At 36.9% G+C, this 20204-nt stretch carries 27 protein-coding genes and 1 riboswitch; of the genes, 5 read left to right on the top strand and 22 right to left on the bottom strand.

Features of this window, described 5'->3' with window-relative positions; translation table 11 throughout:
* Window positions 1–8: 8 nt before the first annotated feature.
* The 3 genes from AAV98_RS03670 to AAV98_RS03660 form a co-directional block, all read right to left on the bottom strand.
* Complete coding sequence (locus AAV98_RS03670; RefSeq protein ID WP_060664201.1) at window positions 9–2819, bottom strand: DEAD/DEAH box helicase; 2811 nt, start codon at window positions 2817–2819, stop codon at window positions 9–11.
* Between the two features lie 12 nt (window positions 2820–2831).
* Window positions 2832–4760, bottom strand: coding sequence for a 3'-5' exonuclease (locus AAV98_RS03665; protein ID WP_060664200.1), 1929 nt, complete (start codon window positions 4758–4760; stop codon window positions 2832–2834).
* Window positions 4761–4965: 205 nt separating this feature from the next.
* Window positions 4966–5904 carry a hypothetical protein gene (locus tag AAV98_RS03660; RefSeq protein WP_060664199.1) on the bottom strand — a complete coding sequence of 313 codons (939 nt, stop codon included), beginning with the start codon at window positions 5902–5904 and terminating at the stop codon, window positions 4966–4968.
* A 69-nt stretch (window positions 5905–5973) separates the two neighbouring features.
* Between AAV98_RS03660 and AAV98_RS03655 the strand changes: the two genes are divergently transcribed.
* Complete coding sequence (locus AAV98_RS03655; RefSeq protein WP_060664198.1) at window positions 5974–6450, top strand: hypothetical protein; 477 nt, start codon at window positions 5974–5976, stop codon at window positions 6448–6450.
* Between the two features lie 299 nt (window positions 6451–6749).
* Here the strand turns inward: AAV98_RS03655 and AAV98_RS03650 are convergent, their stop codons facing one another.
* The 14 genes from AAV98_RS03650 to AAV98_RS03585 form a co-directional block, all read right to left on the bottom strand.
* On the bottom strand, window positions 6750–7073 hold the full coding sequence (locus AAV98_RS03650) for a hypothetical protein (RefSeq protein ID WP_060664197.1): 324 nt from the start codon (window positions 7071–7073) through the stop codon (window positions 6750–6752).
* 23 nt (window positions 7074–7096) lie between these two features.
* On the bottom strand, window positions 7097–7627 hold the full coding sequence (locus AAV98_RS03645) for a ClbS/DfsB family four-helix bundle protein (RefSeq protein WP_060664196.1): 531 nt from the start codon (window positions 7625–7627) through the stop codon (window positions 7097–7099).
* On the bottom strand, window positions 7614–8045 hold the full coding sequence (locus tag AAV98_RS03640) for a DUF2500 domain-containing protein (RefSeq protein WP_060664195.1): 432 nt from the start codon (window positions 8043–8045) through the stop codon (window positions 7614–7616). The genes AAV98_RS03645 and AAV98_RS03640 overlap by 14 nt, the downstream gene beginning before the upstream one ends.
* Before the next feature lie 18 nt (window positions 8046–8063).
* On the bottom strand, window positions 8064–8354 hold the full coding sequence (locus tag AAV98_RS03635; RefSeq protein WP_060664194.1) for a hypothetical protein: 291 nt from the start codon (window positions 8352–8354) through the stop codon (window positions 8064–8066).
* A gap of 104 nt (window positions 8355–8458) precedes the next feature.
* On the bottom strand, window positions 8459–8728 hold the full coding sequence (locus AAV98_RS03630) for a hypothetical protein (protein ID WP_060664193.1): 270 nt from the start codon (window positions 8726–8728) through the stop codon (window positions 8459–8461).
* Window positions 8729–8762: 34 nt separating this feature from the next.
* The gene (locus AAV98_RS03625; protein WP_060664192.1) at window positions 8763–9215 is read right to left on the bottom strand and encodes a GNAT family N-acetyltransferase; all 453 of its coding nucleotides are present in this window, start codon (window positions 9213–9215) and stop codon (window positions 8763–8765) included.
* 243 nt (window positions 9216–9458) lie between these two features.
* Complete coding sequence (locus tag AAV98_RS03620) at window positions 9459–10022, bottom strand: hypothetical protein (protein WP_060664191.1); 564 nt, start codon at window positions 10020–10022, stop codon at window positions 9459–9461.
* Window positions 10023–10085: 63 nt separating this feature from the next.
* Window positions 10086–10517, bottom strand: coding sequence for a cytidine deaminase (locus tag AAV98_RS03615; RefSeq protein ID WP_060664190.1), 432 nt, complete (start codon window positions 10515–10517; stop codon window positions 10086–10088).
* Window positions 10518–10702: 185 nt separating this feature from the next.
* Complete coding sequence (locus AAV98_RS03610; protein ID WP_060664189.1) at window positions 10703–11473, bottom strand: aminoglycoside phosphotransferase family protein; 771 nt, start codon at window positions 11471–11473, stop codon at window positions 10703–10705.
* Window positions 11474–11743: 270 nt separating this feature from the next.
* Window positions 11744–12520, bottom strand: a complete 777-nt coding sequence (locus tag AAV98_RS03605; protein WP_060664188.1) for an alpha/beta hydrolase — start codon at window positions 12518–12520, stop codon at window positions 11744–11746.
* A gap of 122 nt (window positions 12521–12642) precedes the next feature.
* Window positions 12643–12846 carry a hypothetical protein gene (locus tag AAV98_RS03600; RefSeq protein WP_060664187.1) on the bottom strand — a complete coding sequence of 68 codons (204 nt, stop codon included), beginning with the start codon at window positions 12844–12846 and terminating at the stop codon, window positions 12643–12645.
* Window positions 12847–13491, bottom strand: coding sequence for a hypothetical protein (locus AAV98_RS03595; RefSeq protein ID WP_060664186.1), 645 nt, complete (start codon window positions 13489–13491; stop codon window positions 12847–12849).
* On the bottom strand, window positions 13484–14005 hold the full coding sequence (locus AAV98_RS03590) for a GrpB family protein (protein ID WP_060664185.1): 522 nt from the start codon (window positions 14003–14005) through the stop codon (window positions 13484–13486). Before AAV98_RS03590 ends, AAV98_RS03595 begins: the two co-directional genes overlap by 8 nt.
* Before the next feature lie 25 nt (window positions 14006–14030).
* Window positions 14031–14210, bottom strand: a complete 180-nt coding sequence (locus tag AAV98_RS03585) for a hypothetical protein (RefSeq protein ID WP_060664184.1) — start codon at window positions 14208–14210, stop codon at window positions 14031–14033.
* A 360-nt stretch (window positions 14211–14570) separates the two neighbouring features.
* Here AAV98_RS03585 and AAV98_RS03580 point away from each other — a divergent pair, with 360 nt between their 5' ends.
* On the top strand, window positions 14571–14984 hold the full coding sequence (locus AAV98_RS03580; RefSeq protein WP_060664183.1) for a VOC family protein: 414 nt from the start codon (window positions 14571–14573) through the stop codon (window positions 14982–14984).
* Between the two features lie 71 nt (window positions 14985–15055).
* Here the strand turns inward: AAV98_RS03580 and tenA are convergent, their stop codons facing one another.
* Complete coding sequence (tenA, locus tag AAV98_RS03575; protein ID WP_060664182.1) at window positions 15056–15745, bottom strand: thiaminase II; 690 nt, start codon at window positions 15743–15745, stop codon at window positions 15056–15058.
* A 143-nt stretch (window positions 15746–15888) separates the two neighbouring features.
* Window positions 15889–15992, bottom strand: a riboswitch (TPP riboswitch).
* Window positions 15993–16120: 128 nt separating this feature from the next.
* The gene (locus AAV98_RS03570; protein WP_060664181.1) at window positions 16121–16360 is read right to left on the bottom strand and encodes a hypothetical protein; all 240 of its coding nucleotides are present in this window, start codon (window positions 16358–16360) and stop codon (window positions 16121–16123) included.
* 157 nt (window positions 16361–16517) lie between these two features.
* On the opposite strand from AAV98_RS03570, the gene AAV98_RS03565 reads away from it, so the two are divergent.
* Complete coding sequence (locus AAV98_RS03565) at window positions 16518–16859, top strand: hypothetical protein (protein ID WP_060664180.1); 342 nt, start codon at window positions 16518–16520, stop codon at window positions 16857–16859.
* Window positions 16860–16953: 94 nt separating this feature from the next.
* On the opposite strand, the gene AAV98_RS03560 is transcribed toward AAV98_RS03565, so the two are convergent.
* Window positions 16954–17667, bottom strand: a complete 714-nt coding sequence (locus tag AAV98_RS03560) for a hypothetical protein (protein WP_060664179.1) — start codon at window positions 17665–17667, stop codon at window positions 16954–16956.
* Window positions 17668–17838: 171 nt separating this feature from the next.
* Here AAV98_RS03560 and AAV98_RS03555 point away from each other — a divergent pair, with 171 nt between their 5' ends.
* Complete coding sequence (locus tag AAV98_RS03555; RefSeq protein WP_060664178.1) at window positions 17839–18045, top strand: helix-turn-helix transcriptional regulator; 207 nt, start codon at window positions 17839–17841, stop codon at window positions 18043–18045.
* The gene (locus AAV98_RS03550) at window positions 18045–18530 is read left to right on the top strand and encodes a hypothetical protein (protein ID WP_060664177.1); all 486 of its coding nucleotides are present in this window, start codon (window positions 18045–18047) and stop codon (window positions 18528–18530) included. Before AAV98_RS03555 ends, AAV98_RS03550 begins: the two co-directional genes overlap by 1 nt.
* Before the next feature lie 78 nt (window positions 18531–18608).
* On the opposite strand, the gene AAV98_RS03545 is transcribed toward AAV98_RS03550, so the two are convergent.
* Together AAV98_RS03545 and AAV98_RS03540 are read right to left on the bottom strand one after the other, a co-directional pair.
* On the bottom strand, window positions 18609–19802 hold the full coding sequence (locus AAV98_RS03545) for a DUF2812 domain-containing protein (protein WP_060664176.1): 1194 nt from the start codon (window positions 19800–19802) through the stop codon (window positions 18609–18611).
* Window positions 19799–20092, bottom strand: coding sequence for a PadR family transcriptional regulator (locus AAV98_RS03540; RefSeq protein WP_060664389.1), 294 nt, complete (start codon window positions 20090–20092; stop codon window positions 19799–19801). The genes AAV98_RS03545 and AAV98_RS03540 overlap by 4 nt, the downstream gene beginning before the upstream one ends.
* Window positions 20093–20204: the final 112 nt, after the last annotated feature.

Genomic DNA, 20204 nt, shown 5'->3' with positions numbered 1-20204 from the left:
CCAATGGACTACACTTTTTCTGTTAACTCAGTATATAAAACTGGTGGAATCTTGTTCTCCAATTCTAAGATAACTGTAATAGGTTTATTCCCTTCGTACTTGATGGAATTACCCTTTCCAATGTAAATATAAGGTTCCGTCTTTCCCTTATCAATCTCTTTATATTTTCTAACAAACAGATGAAGATTGACACCTCTTTGCTTATTGCGGACTAGGTCCTGACCTCTTTCAGTATGTTGAGATGTATTGTTGACAGATTGCCACTGAAGGTGACCTGGATCCATGAACTTATCTTTATAGTTAATACTGTCTTTAATGTTTTCTTCTTTATGGAGATCTATATATAAGAAAAATTCTTTTCCATTCACCACTAACCCTGAACCTCTAAAGGAGCTATGCGTTTTACGATAGTTTGATAGTAATGCTGCGTCTACCATTTGATATTGCTCATAGAGTTTAAAGTGTGGCACTCCATAATATTCTTCCCTATATTCTCTTTCATACCGGAATATCCCGTAACTAATTATATCTTCAATATAATGTCTATAGAAATCATCTTTCAAAACATCATCCAAAAGCTTTGTTTTACGAACTACACCAGTTTGATAAGAAAACATCTTAGGGATGTTCTTTACTTGCAGCCGATCATAGTAATCTTGATTTAAGTATTCAAATGCATGAATGATACTATCCTCATCCACATGCTTTACCAATTTTAAGATTTCATTCTTTGCTTGGTGAAGGGTAACTTCAGAATGGTCTAATAGATAGCGTATAATGACAAAATCATAAATTCTCTTTAAGGGAAGCTTACTGGAAAGCTCTTTGATGATAGCCTCAAAAGATTCATTGGCTAATAGCTTCTTTAACTCTTCTTCTTTTTCAACCTTTGCTAAGAAATGAAGGTATGATTTTTCTTTAGAAATAAACTTAGTTGGATCCGGGGCACCATCATATTTCAAATAATCTATTAGTAAATATGGAATTCTTCCTTGGTTCATCTGCTTAAACTCAAAATACTCTTCTTTTAAGTATTTTATGGAGTTGAAGTTTTCTTGATCTATTTGAGCAAGGATTCTTTCCTGAGATATTTTATCCATTTGGATATGAGTACATCCTGGAATATTAGCAAACCCTGTTGCAATAGCTACCTTCAAACTTTCTTTATCATAATATCGACTTCCATTTAACGCTAAAGCAATAAGAAAGGTTTTATTATGATTACCAATGAAGTCGAGGACCGTTAAGAAATTCTTGTTTGCATGTTTCCGCAAGCCACGTCCCAGCTGTTGGATGAAAATAATTGGAGAATTAGTTGGCCGTAGCATGAGGACCGTATTAACCGAAGGAATGTCGACTCCCTCATTAAAGATATCCACCGTAAAGATAATCTCCAATTCATCCTGTTCATCTTCTAACCTATTAATATAATGTGTTCGTTTCTCAGGCGAGTCATCCCCATACAAGTAGACACTGTTAATGCCTCTTTTATTAAACTCGTCACTCATATATCTTGCATGTTCGATACTTGCACAAAAACCTAAGCATTTTCTCTTCTCTCCATCAAAGTCATAAAACCTCATTTTCTCGATAATGAAATCTACTCTTTCATTGACCTTTAAACGTTTTGTTACCTCTGCAATATCATCTATGGATACATCACTAAGATCTATGGCGTCTATATCTGTTATGCCAAAGTAATGAAACGGAATAACCAATTCGTCCTCTAGTGCGTCATGTAACCTAACTTCAAGAGCTACGTTGTTATCAAAAAGATCAAACACATTATGACTATCACTTCTCTCCGGGGTAGCTGTCATCCCAAGAGTGAATTTCGGAGTAAAGTACTCAAGTATCCTTTGATAGGTGGAACTCGTAGCATGGTGTGCTTCATCTATGATTATGTAGTCAAACTCTTCCCTATCAAATTCATGCAAACAGTTAGTAATAGACAGGTTCGTAGCAAACACAAAGTCCACGTGTTTTTGCTTTTGATTTCCTGTTAATAGTCCAAAAGTATAGCCCTCATTTGGTAACAGTTTTTCAAAGGTTTCCTTTGCCTTCCTTAATATCTCTTCACGATGGACGACAAAAAGAAGTTTTTTTGGTTTGAATTTCTTTACGTCGAAAGCTGACATATATGTTTTCCCTGTGCCCGTTGCTGCTATTACTAGAGCCCTCTTTTCTCCATAGTATCTAAGCCTCTCAAGGTTTTCGGTTGCTTTTTTCTGCATTCTATTAGGAACAATGTATTCACTATTCTCATAGATGAGTTGCTTCTTCCATCCACTACCTTGTAGGTTCTTTAAGAAATCCTCATATCTTTTAATAAAGTCTGCATCAGCATCTACACTTGTGTTCCATAGATATTCATATTCTTTAAGTACATCTTTAATAAAATAAGCATTCCGTTTTGAGATAATTTCAACATTCCACTCCACATTACTTTTGAGGGCACTCTGTGTAATATTGGATGAACCAATAATTACTTTATAACTATCAGGATATTCAAAGATGTATGCTTTCGTATGAAATCCTAGTTCTTTATCCGTAACAAAAACCTTAAGATTTACATTATTAAACTCTTTAAGTTTCTCCAATGCCTTTGCATCAGTGAAATTTAAATAAGTGGAGGTAATTATCTTCCCCTTAATACCTCTATCTGCGGCTTCCTTAATAGGGTCCAACAAAAGCTGTAGACCACTAAAGTTAATGAAGGCAACACTAAAATAAAAACTAACGCATTCGTTCATTGATCTGGTTAGTTCAGTTAACAAGTTTCCTCTTTCTGAGTTAACTATGAGTTTCTCTCCTATCATTCTTATCCCCTACTATTCATTTATCTTTTTGACTCTCTTTTGTGTCTCAATCTTATTCTGTTGCTGCCATCCCTCAAAATAAGAAGTAAACTCCGACTCCCCAGAATACGAAATACACAAATACTCCTTCGCTCTCGTCATTCCAATATACATTAACGAAACTTCCCGCTCCTTATCCTTTTCAAGCGGGAATGGCATGGTATCCGCTTTCACAATAAACACTGCTTGGAAGTCTAGACCTTTACTACTGTCTATTGTGCTTATCTTGACAGTCTCTTCTTCTCTATTAAAGGCTCTTTTGCTAGCTTCATTTTCCGTTATCCATGTTTCGGGGATGCCTTCTTTTTGGAGTGCTCTTTGGATGGTACCGATAATATCTGCTTTATGCGTGCGTTTAACTCGATATAGAACGAGCATTTCAGAGTAAGGAACTTTCCGCACTTGGTGGAGCTGTTGTATTTGCCTTGCAATAATTTGCATTTCTTTTGCAAAACTTTCTGCTTTTAAGATGGCTGGTTCTGGACCTTTGCGTTTCGTACTTTTGGGTGAGATAATCTCTACGCCTTCTGTTTCGCCCACTACCACCTTATTTTGTAGCGAGGAATTCTTTTGGAAGAAGTCCCAGGCACAGTTGACAATTTGTGAGGTGTTCCGGTAGTTAATATTCAGTATTTTTGATCTACCACGGAAATCCAGACCTGTATCCTTTAAATAGCTTCTTTTTCTTGGATAAATTGTTTGTGCACGGTCTTCTACAAGAAGTAGAGCTTTGGTTTCAGGGTTTAGACATAAGCTAACGAGATGCAGCCAGCTTGCTTCAAAGTCTTGTCCTTCGTCTATTAGAATAGCGTCATATTTAGGAGCAATTGCTTCTCCCTTCTCTAACTTCTCAATGTATGTATCGATGATTCCTTCACTCATCTTTAGGTCATTTTTCAACCATTGGTGAAAATTTCTCACTTCAATATTCCTAGGTGTTTGCTGGATTTGTATTTCTCCATCACCAAAATGAAAGTCAAAAAGATTATCAGGCTCCAATGCCATCGCTCTTACTATTTGGGCGATATTTTGGGAGAGTGATATGTTATAGCACAAGATCAAGATTCTCCAATTAGGATTCTCCTTAGCCAGCATCTTTGCTCTACTCGCCAGGATAATGGTCTTCCCGCTGCCCGCTACTCCACGAATAAGTCTGTTTTTATCTCCGATTTGTTTGGCCATATTCTCTTGGTGGAAATCCATTGTTTTGATATCTCTTAAAGATAGAAGCAGCTGATCCTGGTAAGGAACAGGCTCTTTAAACTCAGCACCAATTCTGACCTCTGGAAATAGATAGTACCTAATCGTATTAATTTCTTCATATGTAAGCGGCTCTCTCAATCTAAAAGGTACTTGGAACATATTTATTAATTTTTCTGCAAGCACTTCCTCCGAGAACTCCCCATAATCGGGGTCTATTTCTTCTCGTGTAAGCATGCTGTCAGGGTCAATGATAGAATAAATCCCATCCTCTAGCACCTGCTTTTGGTTAAGGCGTGTAAAAACAACGCCATAGCCATAAGGAAATTTCAGTTTAAACTGATGCTTCCCTTCAGTCTGAATTAGATTCTTATCCTTCTTCAACACATCATTTATCTTAAACACGTAATCTCTTGCCTGCTTAAGTGGACTCTTCACACTATGTAGATTCCCACCAGTATCTCTAATCGTCCACTCATCTTTATTTAATTGATACAACGTGTTTCTAGTATAATCTTTCACCTCGAGCACAATCAGTCCTAGATCAGGACCAATAATCACAAAGTCCGGCCTAGTCCCCTGAATCTCCGGTTCAAAATACACTATATAGTCATCCGGCAAATACTCCTTCAACGTGCGGAACAAAATTCTCTCCCCAGAAGTAGCACTGCTCCTAATCGTTTCCGGAACCGTAACGGCCATCCTTTTCACCTACCGACAAAATATTACTTTTATTATAGCAAAAGAACCAGGTTTTTTACATAAAGTTACAGAAAACACAAAAAAGATGCAGTTAGTTATTACTGAGCACCTTTTTTAATTTAATATTTGATTGATGAATTTTTTTTGCAAATCATTATATAAATTTTAATTAAGTACATCTGATATTACTTAAAGAGTTTTTGATTTAGATATCACTAGGTAGTTTTGCTTTGACATCTTCAAATCTCTTTCTCAAATCATCTCTATCTTTTTTTAATTTCCTTAACTCTTCTTCAGAGGTTTTTTCTAATAATCTTTCAGTATTGCAATCATTGTTCCCAATTAGATACTTCAATAATGTTAGTATTCTTGGAACTAATTTAGCATCATCTGATTTTAGTTCTATATACCCTGGCGATTGGACATTTATTTTAATATCTAAATCCCGCTTGTTATATTCATCTTCCAAGCTATCTTTTTGAAGGACATTAGCGATTGGTACTAAATTTGTAATGGCGTTTATAAACTGAGATAAATCATAAGCTGGTATATCTTCTTCTTTATTAACCGGCAATATTAAATAGCTCTTACCGCTTTTTTCATAAAAAGAATACATTGTTCTATCTATAAAATGTGCATATTCATTTGCACTGTTAATTGTTTGATGTGCTTGCATCATCTTAAATAAATATGGATCTAATTTCTCTCTATCTATTTCTTTTATCCATTTAACAGATTTAGATTTAATAAATGGACAGGTATCGTTGATATTATTTGCTCTAGATATATATTCACTTGTAACTATCCCAAAATTAATTACCTTGGAATTTTCATTAGGAATCATAACTACATCCCCAACTTTTATTTCAAATAGAAATTTTCTTATCTGATTATATATTCTTCTTGGTTGCTTTTTAGGATACTTATTTATGATGTAATTAGACATTGCATCAGACATAGCTTTATTTCTAAAATCATTAATATTGGAAAATTCGTCCCAACCTATAGAAATATAATTATTATTAGAAAAGTCAGAATAATACTTTCCGCTGTCTGTTCTCACTAACCAATAATTTCTTGATTCCTCTATATGTTCAATTAAGGAGCTGTAAGGCTCAAAAAATTCATTTAACGTCATATCCAAATTGTCCACATCCTATATTTAATTTATAATTAACATTATAAACCAATCAATTCATAAGGAGGTGAAAATTTGAAGGAACAAACTTCTCAAATGTTTGTAATATTCATTGCAATCTCTTTCATTATTGGTATTTTTAATAATGATTTCATAAAAAATGAAGCATTATTATTGTCTATGACATTTGCTGCACTTGCCTTCACTCTATTAGATTTATGTAAGCTGTTAAATCTAAATAAAAATATTAATTATATCTTACTATTTTTTGCTGTTTTTTCTATTGTTGCATTACCTTACTTAGAAGGAATACATAAATTAGTAGCCAGTCAAAGTGATAGAATAACAATTTTAGGATTAGCCATAGTTATATTAATTATAGGTATTAGACAAAGATTAGATGAAAAAAGAGATATTTTCCAGATTAATAATTATATTGATGAAACCAAGAGTATTATTAATTCTCAAAGTCAGATCATTAATGAACAGAATGAAATTATTGAAAAGCTAAATAATAAACTTAATTCATCAAAAGATAATGAAAAAAAATAAAGGCGAATTCTCAAACACTTGGGGGTTGAGAATTTTCGCCTTTATCTATGATATAACGTTACGTTAGATTTGGTTAATTTCTCCCTCCTTTTAATTTGTTCACACTGGATACAATCCATTTCCTATTTGTGAACATTTCCACGCCAAAATGCTTCTTGTACCTTTTTTTTGGGGGATCCAAGTATTTATCAGATACTTAAGAAAATAATTGTGCTAGATTCTCCAACGCTTGTCCGAAATCATCCATTTTATTCCTTTAGGAGCATTTTTTAGAAAAAAAGTTCAATATGTTTTACTTATTAGTCCATTACTTTCACTTTATCTTCAATAAAATCAATTTCACTTTTATTTAATCCATACTTCTTATACAACTGCTGATCAATTTCAGGAATATCTTTTGACCAATCAATATCAGAATTATGTGTAAAATCTTGAAGAGGTATATATGCCCATTTAGAAGGTGGATTATCTTGTGTTATTTTTAGAATCCCCAACAGACATCTTAAAAACTTAGTTTTTATATATTTCAAAGCATTCTCTGCTTCACTTTGAGTGGTAAAGGCACCAATACTAATAAAAGTAGGGGTCGCTGATTCAAATGGTCGCCCAATCAGTATTTTCATAGTCCCCACCTAGTCATCAGCCTTTATTTCACAGGTTGCTTCTTTTCCACTCCGTTTATTGACTCTGCAATAACCTCACATTTCTTTATCCCCCAAACATAATGGTCGGAAGTGTTCGCTGCAAAATAGCTGTATAAATTACTTGTTTTCGTCCATTTATAGTATTTCTTTGTCATGATTTCTTCATTGGTATGGGATCTAATGAGTTCCATCACCCGTTCATGGCTTAGCTTTAATTTCTTTAGCGCTTGATTCAATGTTACGTCTTGGTAGTTTTCCCATGTTCGCATATTGAGTAGCCCGATCTTGCTCCATTTATAACCCGGTGCCGGCATAAACGGGGTATCCCCATTCATTCCTTCCCTATACCATCTCTCCAGCATGGCATGCCATTCATACAGGTGCATGACTATATCACGGAAATTCTTATCTCTTTCTACAGTTTCAATGGAAATGCCCCTTTTTCTAATTGGTACGGATTCAATAATTTCTAGTAATCTATTAAAGTTATTCTCACTATTCATCAGTAGAATTTCTTTTTCACTTGTAGTCATCTTGGTAATACTCTCCTCCCGAAATACTCACTTTGTTCCTTTCAAAACCTAAATACCGAGTCCCTTGAAAACTTAATACTCCATTGTCATCTTCGGAAAGTAACCCATACTCCTTACCAGAAAGATGAAACTCCGAACGGTCCCCACTTTCGAACTCGAATGTCACATAATAGCTGGTATGTGAGCTTGAGGAATGGTGGTGATGATTCATATTGGACCTTTTGGTAACATCTATCCGTTTTGATGTAACAACAGCTGGTACACTTAGCCTCGGAGACTGCTCATTTTTGTGCCATTGACCAATGCCTTGGAAAACTGAAACTAAGATAACACCAATAATAAGCACAAAAACAATGCCAATAAAAATAGGCCCGATCTGAAACATAAAATCACCGCTACCCATATATGGATCTGACATGAAACACTCCTCCTTTGGTTACGTTGTTCTGTTGTTATATCTTTTCATTACAGTTACGAAAACGGCAAACATAAGAGCAATCGCACTATTTATCATTAAATAGTATCCAACTTGCAGACCAAAAAAGATGGCAAAAGGATCTCGAATAATTAAGATGGCTAAAATACCACCAATTGCCCCAAATAAAACTGCTGATAGTAATATGGAAAATGCCGCAAAGTATAGGTTTTTCCTCTTGTAAGATATGAACCCAATGATATTTGCTGCAATAATAAAAAGCACCATAAGTATTAAGAAAAAATCACTCATTTTTCTCACCCTTTCGGTGGTCAACAGGTACAGGCACCTCGACCCATTTTAACGTTGCATTACATAGGATTTTTTAGTTATAACTCACCTCGTAACCTGTGCATTTAATGTTGTTGATAATAGTAGAGGGCAACCACTCCAAGAATAAACATAAGTCCTGTTCTAAATAGTATCTTTTCCCTTTTCGTCGCACCTATTTTATCATCTGCAAATTTAACATAGGACACTAAAAAAATGTATCCGAACGTAGTTAGCACGTATCCCTGTGTATCTTGAAAAAATAATAAATTTCTTAAGATGGCTACACCTAGGAACAGAAGACCTCCATATCCAGCTAATAAGTATATGTATCTTTTGTTTTTTTCTTCACTCAAAAGACGTCCCCCTCTGCATTAGTGAATTTACCTTCTATACTTTTAATAGTAAAATAACTTCACTTTCCTCTAACAACTCGCCTGTGTTTACGAATCCAAGTGACTCATAGAATCGAAGTGCCGAATAATTATCTGGCTCTGTTGAGAGACCAATGTAATGACAATCATCATTCTTTTTGAACATATCTACGACTTGTTGCATCGCCTCTTTCCCGAGCCCCCTACGTTGATAAGAGACATCAATCATAAATCTAGGAATCCAATACTTCCTTTCTTCAATCTCATTTGGATCATTTTCCGTCATCACAAAACCTATAACTTCCTCATCCAACTGTATGGCGTACGGTGTAAGATTGGGATTCACCTTAGATTCTGCAATGGAATATACATTAGGTGCAACTCGATGAACTTGATCCTCCGCTAACTTTAGTTCTAGACATTTATACATGTTTTTCGTCGTTAATTCTTGAATTGAAATTTGAGCCATCGTCATTCTCCTTTAGATAAGATTACTACTGTATTTTCTGAATAAATAAACCTGATAGAATACCTTAACGGGTTTATTTCCGTGCAGTTGCTGATGGTGCTTCTAATACTACTGATACTAGTAGGTAAATAGGATTGGAGAGTTTATCTTCTCTTCTGTAACAATATAAAAAATAGTGTAATTCTACTGACCTACTTATTCTGTTAAAGCCCAAGTTGCCGGGCAATGACCATAACGGATAAGTTAAATATCACTACTATCAATATTAAGGAGATAATCATTGGGTATGTAGTTTGGGATTTTCTCAGGAGAGTCAAATAAACTACTTTTAGTAAATATGGTGAACCCCACCTCTTCAATATCTACAAAAGTTTCGAGTTTATTAACATCAAGGTTTTCAAATACTAAAGGTTTATCCATCCAATGTTTTGGAGGAATTAAATCTTGCTCTGATAGATCATTCCCGTGAAATATGAATACACTCAGACCATTGGAAACCAGTTCTTCTGCAAGCTTACTTATAAGATGTAGCTTCTCTGTTGAGTCTACTTTTATGACAGCTCCATCTGACGAAAATTCAAAAAATGGAATGTTATTAGAAATCAAAGTTTCTTTCTCATATCCAAAGATCATTGAGTTCAATACAAAGAAAACAGGAAGACCGAACATTTTTTGGACCAACGATATTATTAAATCATTTGTGATGTCAGTCATTCCTATAGATATAGATGCAAAAACATCTTTTGGAAAGCTGAAACTATTAATAATGCTTTGGTCCGAATATTGTACAAAATATTCCTTTTCCAATTTCAGTCCTCCTTCTATAATACAGTACCGTTTTTAACAATCGCTCCTAGTTTCTTTAAGATTTCATTCCATATCGCTTGTATATTTTTCTGGTAGTAATTCCATTACATTGCACTTCACTAACTTATCATTATAGGAAATGATTACATCTGCATTTTTCCCATAATCACTAATTAACTCTCTACACATACCACAGGGAGCAACTACCCAGCATTTTTCTATATTTTCGTGTGGATGAGGGTGAGCGACTGCTACAATTGTTTCAAATTCGTGGTCACCTTCTGAAATAGACTTACCAATAGCCATTGCTTCTCCGCACACAGTTATTCTTCCCACATTCGCTTCTACGTGAACCGCTGAAAAAACATTACCACTTGCTGTTCTAACTGCTGAACCAATATGATGTCGTCCATATCTATAATTCTTTTCAATTACTTCTTCTGCTTGCTTTATCAATTCATAGTCTCTATCTTCTAAAGGTCTTACTTTTAACATATTTATTCTCCCCTTTTGATGGTTCTAAAAATCTTATATATTCCAATTATTTCATAATCTTATTTTTCTTTCCTTTTTGGGAGTAGCTTCTCCTTGCTATCCCGTTCTCGCTTTTCGGATGATATCCCACTTTTCCTTACTGCTATCACCTTGATTATTAGAGACATAAGAATTATTATCTGAAACTAAAAGAACTCATATAACCCCTCATCGAAGTATTGAAACTCCTCTTTTGTTACCTTATATCGAGTATACCCCTCATAAAAAGCAGTTAGATACTCCGGATTATTCATGAAGTTCCTTATTGCGAGGGATTCGTCATATCTTGGATCACCGACTGTCATTCCAGAAACATCTATAAATAGCTGCACTTCTCCATCTATTACAAACACATTATCTGTTGTGCAATCACCATGTATCATGGTTTGTTTTACTGGAGTAGGCTTATTGGTCTCTAGATGGGTTAATAATTGTAATTCCGCCCCTGTTTGCCCTTTTTCTACATAGCTTTGTGCCTTTGTAAGCTGACCTTCTAACCAATCCCCTTCACCTTTTAAGCTCTCAAGTGGCTCATTTTCATGAAATTGTTGTAGGAAGCTACCAAAACTTCTAATTAAGGATTTCCTTTCTTTGAGTGAAGTTGAATTATTCAACGCTGAAGTTAATGACATCCCCACTTCAAACGACATTAGTAGATGATCACTATCTTTTTCCTCAATAAGACCGAAGTAATCAGGTACAGAGATGATTGGATCGTTATTAAGTTTTTGTAGGACCCGAGCTTCTGCTCGTAACCATTCACGATATTTCTCTTTATAGCTACTTTTTAGTAAAAATGAACCATCTTCTGTGGAAATTTTACGCACTTCGGAAGTCCAGCCTTGCTCATCTAATACACTCACTTTATGTATAGGACCTATTACTCCCTCTATCTTTCCCTGTAGACTCTCATTCATATAATCTATGACCCCCGTTGTTTCCGTTTCTACATTCCATTAGAAATTCCATGTCTTTTTAGCGTTTCAGTTGTTTGTGAAAATATTTGTCAGTAGAATTACTTTTTTACTTGTTGTCAAAATAAGCGCTAATCCTTTATACATAAGTAGCGCTTAGCAGTTGCCCCCTTTGTACTTGTACCACCTTATTCCATAAACCTGCTCGATTCTTAAGTAAGGAGCGACTCATTATGTTGCAAGTGCTCCTAGATTGCGGAATATTGTTAAGTATTAAACTTCATATAAATATTTAATAATGTCAGGAAAACGTTCTCTCCAGGATTCTTCGTTATGAACTGCATCTTCAAAGATTGCAAAATGATAATTAATGCCTTTATTCTCTATTACATTTTTAAAAGAGATATTTGAGTTAAGGTAAGCAGCTGAATCAAATGAGGCTGTCTGCTCTTTGGTTCCTACATCAAAATAAAATCTTTTAATATCTGTTAAGTCGCTTTTTTCGGCAAAGTTCTCTATGTCTTTTTGATTTAGCCAGTAAGCATTAGAAAGTGCAGCTACTCTTTTATAAATGGAAGGATATTTACACATAGCATAAGTAGATATTAACCCTCCAGCTGAACTCCCAGCCATTGCAGTATCATCAACAATTGTTCTATATTTATTATCAATAAAAGGCTTTAGTTCTTTTGTGATAAATTCTATGTATTCTTCTCCTTCTCCACCTAAATCAATTGAATTATCTATACATAAACCTTCATTTACACTTTTCTCACTAATCCAAGGACCGAACTCATCTGAACGTTTTGTACCTTCTCCATTACAATCAATACCTACTACGATGAGTTCTTTGCCGCTCTTTAATACACAATCCGCTATTCTCCAACTTGAACCAAAAAAAGAGTCTTCATCTTTAAATAGATTTTGTGCATCGTGCATATATAAAACTGGGTAATCTTTTGTTGAATACACATATTCACTAGGTAGTAAAACGCTTATCTTCCGAGCTCTATTTAATGCTGTAATCTTAAATTCAAATGTTTCGACCATACCTTTACTTCCTCTCAAATTTAATAACCCTGTTCCACAATCCTGCCCGATTACTTAATATATAAGTGAATGAGGAATGAGGGACAATTCGCTTTGACCCCGTCAAGCTTTTGCTAGCAAAATCAGATAACATAGAAGATGGTATAACATAAATTTAAGTAATTAGGAGCAGATTCATGGCATAACCTGTAACTAATCCGCCAAGAACGGAATCCTGCAATGAGTTTTTTTCCAAACATTAAGATGCCATTTTTCCAATAATGTCTTTCCATTAATTTTGTTAAATCGATGCGTACAAGTCGTGATACCATTAAATATAATTGCATCTACAACATCTCCCACCCTAAATGAAAAGGTGCAGTAACGAAGTAGAAAAACATCCCTATCGCAAACACTTTTATCAATTGCTTTGGAGATTGATATAAAACAATGATTGTAGCGATCCAGAGTAGGAATTCCAGAATATAGCTAATGTCCAAATACCAAAAGCCAAATACAAAGGCTTGTCTGGACATGAACATTAATAGAAACGATGAAATGAGTATAGCCAGGATCCCATTGCCTTTTGCATACCAACAAACAAAAGCCATGAATGGAGAGATAACCGTCATGGTGACCCAAATCATCATATACGATCTCGGAAAAAAGCCAGCTACCATAATCGTGTAAACGTAATAACTACCTACCATGCCGACAAAAAACACAAAAACATTGATGGAAGCCCTTAAGGGTGACTTGCTATGCAAAGCAACTAGCATTGCAAGGAATAACCAAACGCCCATTCGAGAAAAGAAGTTTCGTAAATCCATTACTTGAAGAAAGTAAGGCAATTGGTTACTAGCCGTTTCATCGAGCATTTTAGAAAACACACCTAGCATAACTCCTGCGATAAATAGGAAGGACGAAGATACAACTTTCTTTGAGAACGATATATTTACTGGCCTTCTAATATTATTTAACACATCATTCATGTATTCCCCCCCAACTCCTGGCCCTTTCGACAAGCTCATTCACAAACTCCTGCTTCCCTTCTTGATACATATGGTGGTTTTCAGGAAACTTCCTAGCTAATTTAAGTTTCCATTCTCCATATGCTTTTGCCTCTTCTGGGTGTGCCAGCAGATACATTTTGAAATCCAAGTGTGATTGTATATGTTCATTTCCGACCTGAAAGATATGTACATGGTGAGTTCTATGTTGCTTGCCTCTTGGGAAGTATCTTCTCCCTGCTATCCCGTTCTCGCCTTTCGGTTCATACCCGACTTTTCGTAACGCTTCATTGTACCGATCAACCTTTTCAATATCTTTTACCACAATCAACATATCAATGATGGGCTTGGCATAACCGATTGCCGGTACAGATGTACTTCCGATGTGAAAGATATCTACTAATTCTTCTTTTAAGATTTCTTTTAGTAGCATGTGTTCTTGGTCATATGCCATTTCCCATTCTTTGGTCCATGGTTGTATGTTGGTTTTTCTCATAGGATTGTACTCCTTTATCAACTAATTATCTTTTCTGTTTGAATGGTTTTTTGGAGTTATCCCACATCCACTGAATGATTAGCACTATAATAGATAAGATGAAAACATGGATACCTTTTGTGAAAGTTTCCCCCACCCCAAAAACAACTAGAACTATGTACGCTGGAACGAAGAATGTAATAAAGTACAAACCGTATTTTTTCATAGACACCTCCATAGGGACAGCACAGCGACCCATTTAATTCAAAAATGGATTGTATTTTGTACAACCCCAAGCCTCCGAGTACTCTATGTATCTGTAAACATTATGGATTAAATGTCATTAGTCAGGTTGGTTAATACCAATTATTTCATAATTTATAAATTCCTACAATAAGTTATTCTTCATTTAGGTAGGTACATAGAACAAGGGCTAATCCTTGTTACATAGCACTATAGACCCCTGAATTAGGAGCCTCCTAACAATATTATTACAAATATATTAAGATCAAATTTTTTCAAAGGACTTGAAGGATAGGCTAACGAAATTTAGAATTGCAAATATTCTAATAATGAGGTGGAAATTATGGGTCTGCAAGTTGAAAAAGTTTTCGTTAATATGGCAGTTAAAGATTTGAGCAAATCCAAAGAATTTTTCTCTGGTCTTGGTTTTGAATTTAATCAACAGTTCACAAATGAACTAGCAGCTTGTATGGTTATCAATGATCATAGTTATGCGATGTTATTAACGGAGGACCATTTCAAGACGTTTACCGGTAAGGAAATTGCGGATTCTACCATATCCACAGAAGCAATCATCGCTTTATCTGTCGATAGTAGGGAAACAGTGGATAAAATTGTCCATGCTGCTTTGGAATCTGGTGGAAAGCCGTCCAAAGAACCACAGGATCACGGCTTTATGTATGGTTGGAGCTTTCAAGATTTAGACGGGCATCTTTGGGAACTTTTTTACATGGATCAAGCTGCACTGCAACAATGAAACATAGACGACAAAATGCAGGTAATCATTATGATTGCCTGCATTTTTAGTATAATTTAGCCTTTATATTATTAAACCCTGATACAATCTAAAGCAACAGGCCACTTTTCCTGTGTATAAGCCATTGTCCAAAATTGATGTTCTAATTGTGTGCTAGTGATGAAGTGGTCTCGCATGCGTTGCTTTTCTTCTTCACCTGCTTTTGATGCACAAGCATCAATCTTGTCCATGAACACCTGTGTGATAGAAGTTACTTCCCTGTTTCCGTAGAACATGATCCATTCATAGAAAGGATGATCAGGTGTTGGCTTCACTTCTTCGATCAGCTTTTTCCCAATCTCCCAATATGTCCAAGGGCAAGGGGCTAAGGCAGCAAGTGTTTCACCTAGTGTCCCGTTTGCTGCCGCTTCCATCATATGCCGAGTATAGTGGTGGGCAGTAGGGGCAAGTGGAGCTTTTTGCAAATCTTCATAACGAACGCCAGCTACTTCACAAAAGTTATTGTGTGGATGAACTTCAGAATTTAGCACAAACCCTATTTGTTGTTGGAAGAATGCCATATCTTCTCGGTCGGTGCATTTGGAAATGGCCAGCCCATAAATTCTGCAAAAAGTAGATAGATACTCAAAATCTTGCTCTACATAATGAATAAGGGCCTCTTTTGGTACATTCCCTTCCCCAATACCTTTTACAAATGGGTGTTCAAAGATTGCCTGAAAAATCGGATCTGCCTCTCTTCGTAGCTGCTCAGAAAACTTCATGTCGTATTCCTCCTTAAAAAATTTTTTAGGAGAATACCCACCTTTTCCCACAGAAGAACAAAACTTAGTAAAATCGCTATCTATTAAATAACGAAAAAGCTCCTCTTCCATGGGAAAGAGGAGCTTGAGTATATGTACGTACTAAACTCAATGCGCCACTTTCCTCCGCTGGTATCACCCAGATCAGGTTCAAAGGGTCCGTCGCGTAAAGCTTCGTCTCAGCCAATTGGCTCCCCTAGTGGATATCCATAAGAATATTTTACAACATATAGATATTTATTCCAAGTGACTTTTGTTTTGGAGGCGAGGACCTACATCTAAGTTGGAAGTCCAAGCTTTAATCCATCGGGACATACACGACGATACCTTCTGAGATTAATTCCCTTGAACTTGACTTTCTTTCTCTTTCAAATAGTTTTCATAAGCTTCTTTGACTGGATCGTATTTGGGTTCATCTTTTGTGAGCCTTTTGTGGATGTCGTTTAGGAGATACAGTCCTCTAAACAAGATGCCTGCGAATATTCCAAAAGCCAGGAAACCGCCAACCAAAGGTCCCATCATGAGTAATAGATAACCTAATATGGTAGACAATAAAATCGACAGTAATAAATACAATATGAAGCCCCCTTTTATTCTATGTATCTGTAAATATTATGTATTAATCGTATATCAAAAAGGAAATTTATGCTAATGTATTTTTATGAATTGGGCTGAGCGGACAGGCACGCCGACCCACGTTCTTCAATTAAGAGGAGGAGTTTTTATTAGACATTTGTGGATTGTTGTTTCGTTAATTCCTATGCCGTTTCTGTATCATTACTTCGAAACTTCACAGCATCCAGAGCGAGCTGATTTCTCGTTCGTAGGTACCTTATTATTTGCTGGATTGGTTGGTTTCTTGTCTATGAAAGTTAAGGTTGGGCTTATAATTCTAGTAAACGTGATCACTATTATTGTTTCCGTTTGGTTGGGGACAGCTTTTATTACTCCTCCTAATGAAGGTTGGTTTAAACCTATTGGGATGAATTCTGCGATTGTATTAACCGGGGTAGTGTTAGTAGGGGTTGTGTTAGTACTTCGGTCTGTTTTTAAGCATGTGTTTTCGAGGGAGTAGAGGAGACAGGCACGGTTTCCCGTTGAATAAGATATAGACAGTGGCGCAGTTAAGTTTGCCGCCACTGTTTTTTATTGCTCGTACCTCTCCCCCTCTACTCCTCCACCCACTGAATATTATGAGCATCAACAAACTCCGCACTCTCCAATGTTGATAAATCCATCACATACGTATTGCCAACTGATTCTGCAACCATCCCCTTCAAGATCGTTCCGAGTGGGGTTGCGTGTTCCATGGAATGATAGACTAAGTGTTGTCCGTCTGGGGAGAATCCAGTTGGCCGGTATCCGGTGAACTTCTCGTCATACAGACCATGGAATTTCTTGATAATTTTTTCGTTTCCTTCGCGCAACAAATACAAAGAACCTTTTTTGGAGGAAGCCGTCCCATTTTCCGTTTCGTTCTGTAAATAATCTGTCTTTGTTTCCATCACTTCTTTTTGCAATACAGTCGGTGTCGCTTCCCCTTCACTTAAGGAGAACAAACTCCAAGTTCCGTTATCCATTGCGATGAAGTAGACCGTTTTCTCGGTCTTATTATAATAAAAGTTTATTATATTATCATTATAGTTTCCGAACCCGTCATTCCCCTTCCCTTGATGGCTATAGACTAATGTTTTATTTTGCAGGCTTGCGTCTGCTTTGAACAAGGTAAGTACCCCATCCACCCTTTCGGTAAAATAGATCGTTCCCTCTAAATCTGTTAATACGTCTTCATTTATGTTGCTTGTAGCATTCTGAAATAGTTTAAAAGATACGACGGAAATTACGGCTACTAATAAAAGTCCGATGATGATTTTTTTCTTCATATTGTCCCCCTGTGTTATATCCAATAATAACCATAATTATAGCGGAGTCTTCCTTTTCGTCAACGCCCTTTTTTGTAAAGCACCCTTGACATTCCACCGAATGTAAAGTATGCTTTACTTACAACCGATTGTAAAGCGTACTTTACAAAAATAATCGGAGGTGTGGAGAAGTTGAAAAATAAGATTAAAGATCTGCGCAAAGCTGCAAAGATGACGCAAGAGGACCTAGCTGTACAGGTAGGCGTCTCGAGACAGTCCATCATTGCGATTGAATCAGGAAAGTATAATCCATCACTTGAACTAGCATACAATATCTCAAAAGTATTCGATTGCATCATCGAAGAGGTCTTTCTATTAGATGAAGGGGGAGAGAAATAATGGAGGTACAAATTGGCGGGTTGGTCGGTTTATATGGAGGAGCTGTGATTGGAATATTAGCTTGGTGGTTTGGCCGCCGTATGGCCAAACCGCATGGTGGGTTGGATGAACTGCATGACCATATTTGGCAAAAGGCGCGGGCCATTTCTTGGTTCTTCACTCTTGCTTCCTTGTACATTCTATTCACTTTGATCATGTTCGGTATGGAATTAAGGGCCGGGATGGTTCTTGGAGTCATCATGCTAGTTCATATGGCGAGCTGGGGAATTACAGGTGTAATTTTGTCGATCAATATGAACATGTCAGAGCCCTTGAAACCATCTAGAGTCAAATTGGGGATAGCGATTGTGGCTGTTTCCCTCCTTATTTTTTTTGTTCTCTCTATTGCTACCGGCATCTGGTGGTTCTTGCTTGCAAGCGTTCCACCAAACACAATTGGGTTGATATGGGCATTGACACCGGAAAAAAGCAGGGATGAATTTTGATGAAAAAGGAATAGCATCTTAAAAAAGGACCATTAAAACCGTCTGGGTTCTAATGGTCCTTTTTTTCATTTAAAATTCTCAAGCCCTGCGCAGCCTAAAATAATACATCCACGTTTTCGTGATGTATGTTCCGAATAGGAGGATACAGATGAAAAACATAATGGTGTTTGAATTCACGATGGACCACTCCCCACCGTTTCGGAAAATATAGAAGGTGTTCAGGCTCGCAATATAGATGTACATAAGAACCAGTGGTAAAAACAAGGCGGTATAGGAAAGGGCCACTTTCTTGGCTTGCTTGAGCTTATGCGTTTGTTCGCTATACAAGGCTGGTTGTGTTTCGCCTTCTTCGTATTCCTTGCTCCAGATCGTCCATTTTTGGAGGGCTCCCTTTGAACTGAACACTTCCTTCCAACCTGCTTGTCTATGAATCTCAAAATAGCTGTCGTTCGATAGGTTTTGGTAGTCGGCGCTGTATTTGATAGACTGCGGTTCCCCTTTTCGGAAGTAGAAGGTGATGCCAAGTCTGTTGATGCGGTGGAGGCGGTTTCCGTCTGCTGCCATTTGTTCCAGCCATTTTTCCAGTTTGTCTGGTGCGTACATCCAGCCGAATTTGCGGCGTTTGATGAGGATGCCTTCACGCTTCAGTTGTTTTTCTTCTGCTTTGGTAAGGTTTTTCTTCTCTAGGGTGTTTGGTGTCCTATAAGTTGATGGACTCTCGGTTGAGAGCGCCTTGTTTGTCTTCTTTATTTTCCAAACAGAGTAGATCATGAACAGGTAAAAGGCGGTTACTAGTGCTGCACCAGTGTAGGTGATAATCCAGAGTGGGCTCTCTTCTACTTCCACGTTGCCGTCACTTGAGATGGTGGTGGTGGTGATGAGGGCCACGTTCGCGAGCGTTGCGCATGTTATGTAGATGAGTATGGCCATGAATGCGTAATAGATAAAATTGTTACGCTTGATAATGGCGTCGCGACTGGTGGAAGTGGTCACTTCTGCCTGCGGTCTTTCGTTTGCAATCACATACCACTTGCCGCTTTGGGCGACTTTTTCCCAGCCGTCATTGCGCATCGTGTTGGAAAGGGTTGCGGGTTTTATTTTATCGTAGCCGATTCGGTAGGTAACATCCTTTGGCTGGCCCTTTTCAAATGTAAAACCTCGTTTAAAACGGTGCATCTCTTTTACGCGAAAGCCTGCCTTTGCCTGGTCGGTAAGCCATTGCTCTGTTTTCTGCACATCATAGCTCCATAATGGTTTCGTGTAGGTTTTCATTTAAAATCCCCCTCGTACTTCAATGCGTTACCGTGAAGCTCCTTCAATCGCTCGATCTCTGCGGTGATCAATTCTTTGCCGCTATCGGTGATTTCGTACACGGTTTTTCGCTCGGCATCCGCGAATACGGTAATCACTCCATCCTTTTGCATTTTTGTAAGGGTTCCGTAGATGGTGCCAGAGCCTAGACGTATTCTGTTGTTTGATATTTCTTCGACGTGCTTGATGATGCCATAGCCATGGCGTGGTTCTGTTAATGAGAGCAAGATGTAGAATGCGGTTTCGGTCATGGGTATGTATTTTTTTATAATTTTGGATAGTTCCAATGTGGACACCTCTTTTACTGCGGTATGTCGTGACGTGATATATGTCGTATCATGACTATATCATGGTGTGACATAG

The organism is Bacillus sp. CHD6a (genome assembly GCF_001293645.1).
Classification (GTDB): Bacteria; Bacillota; Bacilli; order Bacillales; family Bacillaceae_I; genus Sutcliffiella_A.
This window is presented reverse-complemented; position numbering and strand designations above follow the sequence as displayed.

What these genes read in the sequence shown, in the direction of transcription:
- AAV98_RS03670 (WP_060664201.1), bottom strand. Translation starts at nt 2,819, where the DNA reads ATGATAGGAGAGAAACTCATAGTTAACTCAGAAAGAGGAAACTTGTTA.
- AAV98_RS03665 (WP_060664200.1), bottom strand. Translation starts at nt 4,760, where the DNA reads ATGGCCGTTACGGTTCCGGAAACGATTAGGAGCAGTGCTACTTCTGGG.
- AAV98_RS03650 (WP_060664197.1), bottom strand. Translation starts at nt 7,073, where the DNA reads ATGAAAATACTGATTGGGCGACCATTTGAATCAGCGACCCCTACTTTT.
- AAV98_RS03645 (WP_060664196.1), bottom strand. Translation starts at nt 7,627, where the DNA reads ATGACTACAAGTGAAAAAGAAATTCTACTGATGAATAGTGAGAATAAC.
- AAV98_RS03640 (WP_060664195.1), bottom strand. Translation starts at nt 8,045, where the DNA reads ATGTCAGATCCATATATGGGTAGCGGTGATTTTATGTTTCAGATCGGG.
- AAV98_RS03635 (WP_060664194.1), bottom strand. Translation starts at nt 8,354, where the DNA reads ATGAGTGATTTTTTCTTAATACTTATGGTGCTTTTTATTATTGCAGCA.
- AAV98_RS03625 (WP_060664192.1), bottom strand. Translation starts at nt 9,215, where the DNA reads ATGGCTCAAATTTCAATTCAAGAATTAACGACGAAAAACATGTATAAA.
- AAV98_RS03615 (WP_060664190.1), bottom strand. Translation starts at nt 10,517, where the DNA reads ATGTTAAAAGTAAGACCTTTAGAAGATAGAGACTATGAATTGATAAAG.
- AAV98_RS03610 (WP_060664189.1), bottom strand. Translation starts at nt 11,473, where the DNA reads ATGAATGAGAGTCTACAGGGAAAGATAGAGGGAGTAATAGGTCCTATA.
- AAV98_RS03605 (WP_060664188.1), bottom strand. Translation starts at nt 12,520, where the DNA reads ATGGTCGAAACATTTGAATTTAAGATTACAGCATTAAATAGAGCTCGG.
- AAV98_RS03600 (WP_060664187.1), bottom strand. Translation starts at nt 12,846, where the DNA reads ATGCAATTATATTTAATGGTATCACGACTTGTACGCATCGATTTAACA.
- AAV98_RS03595 (WP_060664186.1), bottom strand. Translation starts at nt 13,491, where the DNA reads ATGAATGATGTGTTAAATAATATTAGAAGGCCAGTAAATATATCGTTC.
- AAV98_RS03590 (WP_060664185.1), bottom strand. Translation starts at nt 14,005, where the DNA reads ATGAGAAAAACCAACATACAACCATGGACCAAAGAATGGGAAATGGCA.
- AAV98_RS03585 (WP_060664184.1), bottom strand. Translation starts at nt 14,210, where the DNA reads ATGAAAAAATACGGTTTGTACTTTATTACATTCTTCGTTCCAGCGTAC.
- AAV98_RS03580 (WP_060664183.1), top strand. Translation starts at nt 14,571, where the DNA reads ATGGGTCTGCAAGTTGAAAAAGTTTTCGTTAATATGGCAGTTAAAGAT.
- tenA (WP_060664182.1), bottom strand. Translation starts at nt 15,745, where the DNA reads ATGAAGTTTTCTGAGCAGCTACGAAGAGAGGCAGATCCGATTTTTCAG.
- AAV98_RS03560 (WP_060664179.1), bottom strand. Translation starts at nt 17,667, where the DNA reads ATGAAGAAAAAAATCATCATCGGACTTTTATTAGTAGCCGTAATTTCC.
- AAV98_RS03550 (WP_060664177.1), top strand. Translation starts at nt 18,045, where the DNA reads ATGGAGGTACAAATTGGCGGGTTGGTCGGTTTATATGGAGGAGCTGTG.
- AAV98_RS03545 (WP_060664176.1), bottom strand. Translation starts at nt 19,802, where the DNA reads ATGAAAACCTACACGAAACCATTATGGAGCTATGATGTGCAGAAAACA.
- AAV98_RS03540 (WP_060664389.1), bottom strand. Translation starts at nt 20,092, where the DNA reads ATGACCGAAACCGCATTCTACATCTTGCTCTCATTAACAGAACCACGC.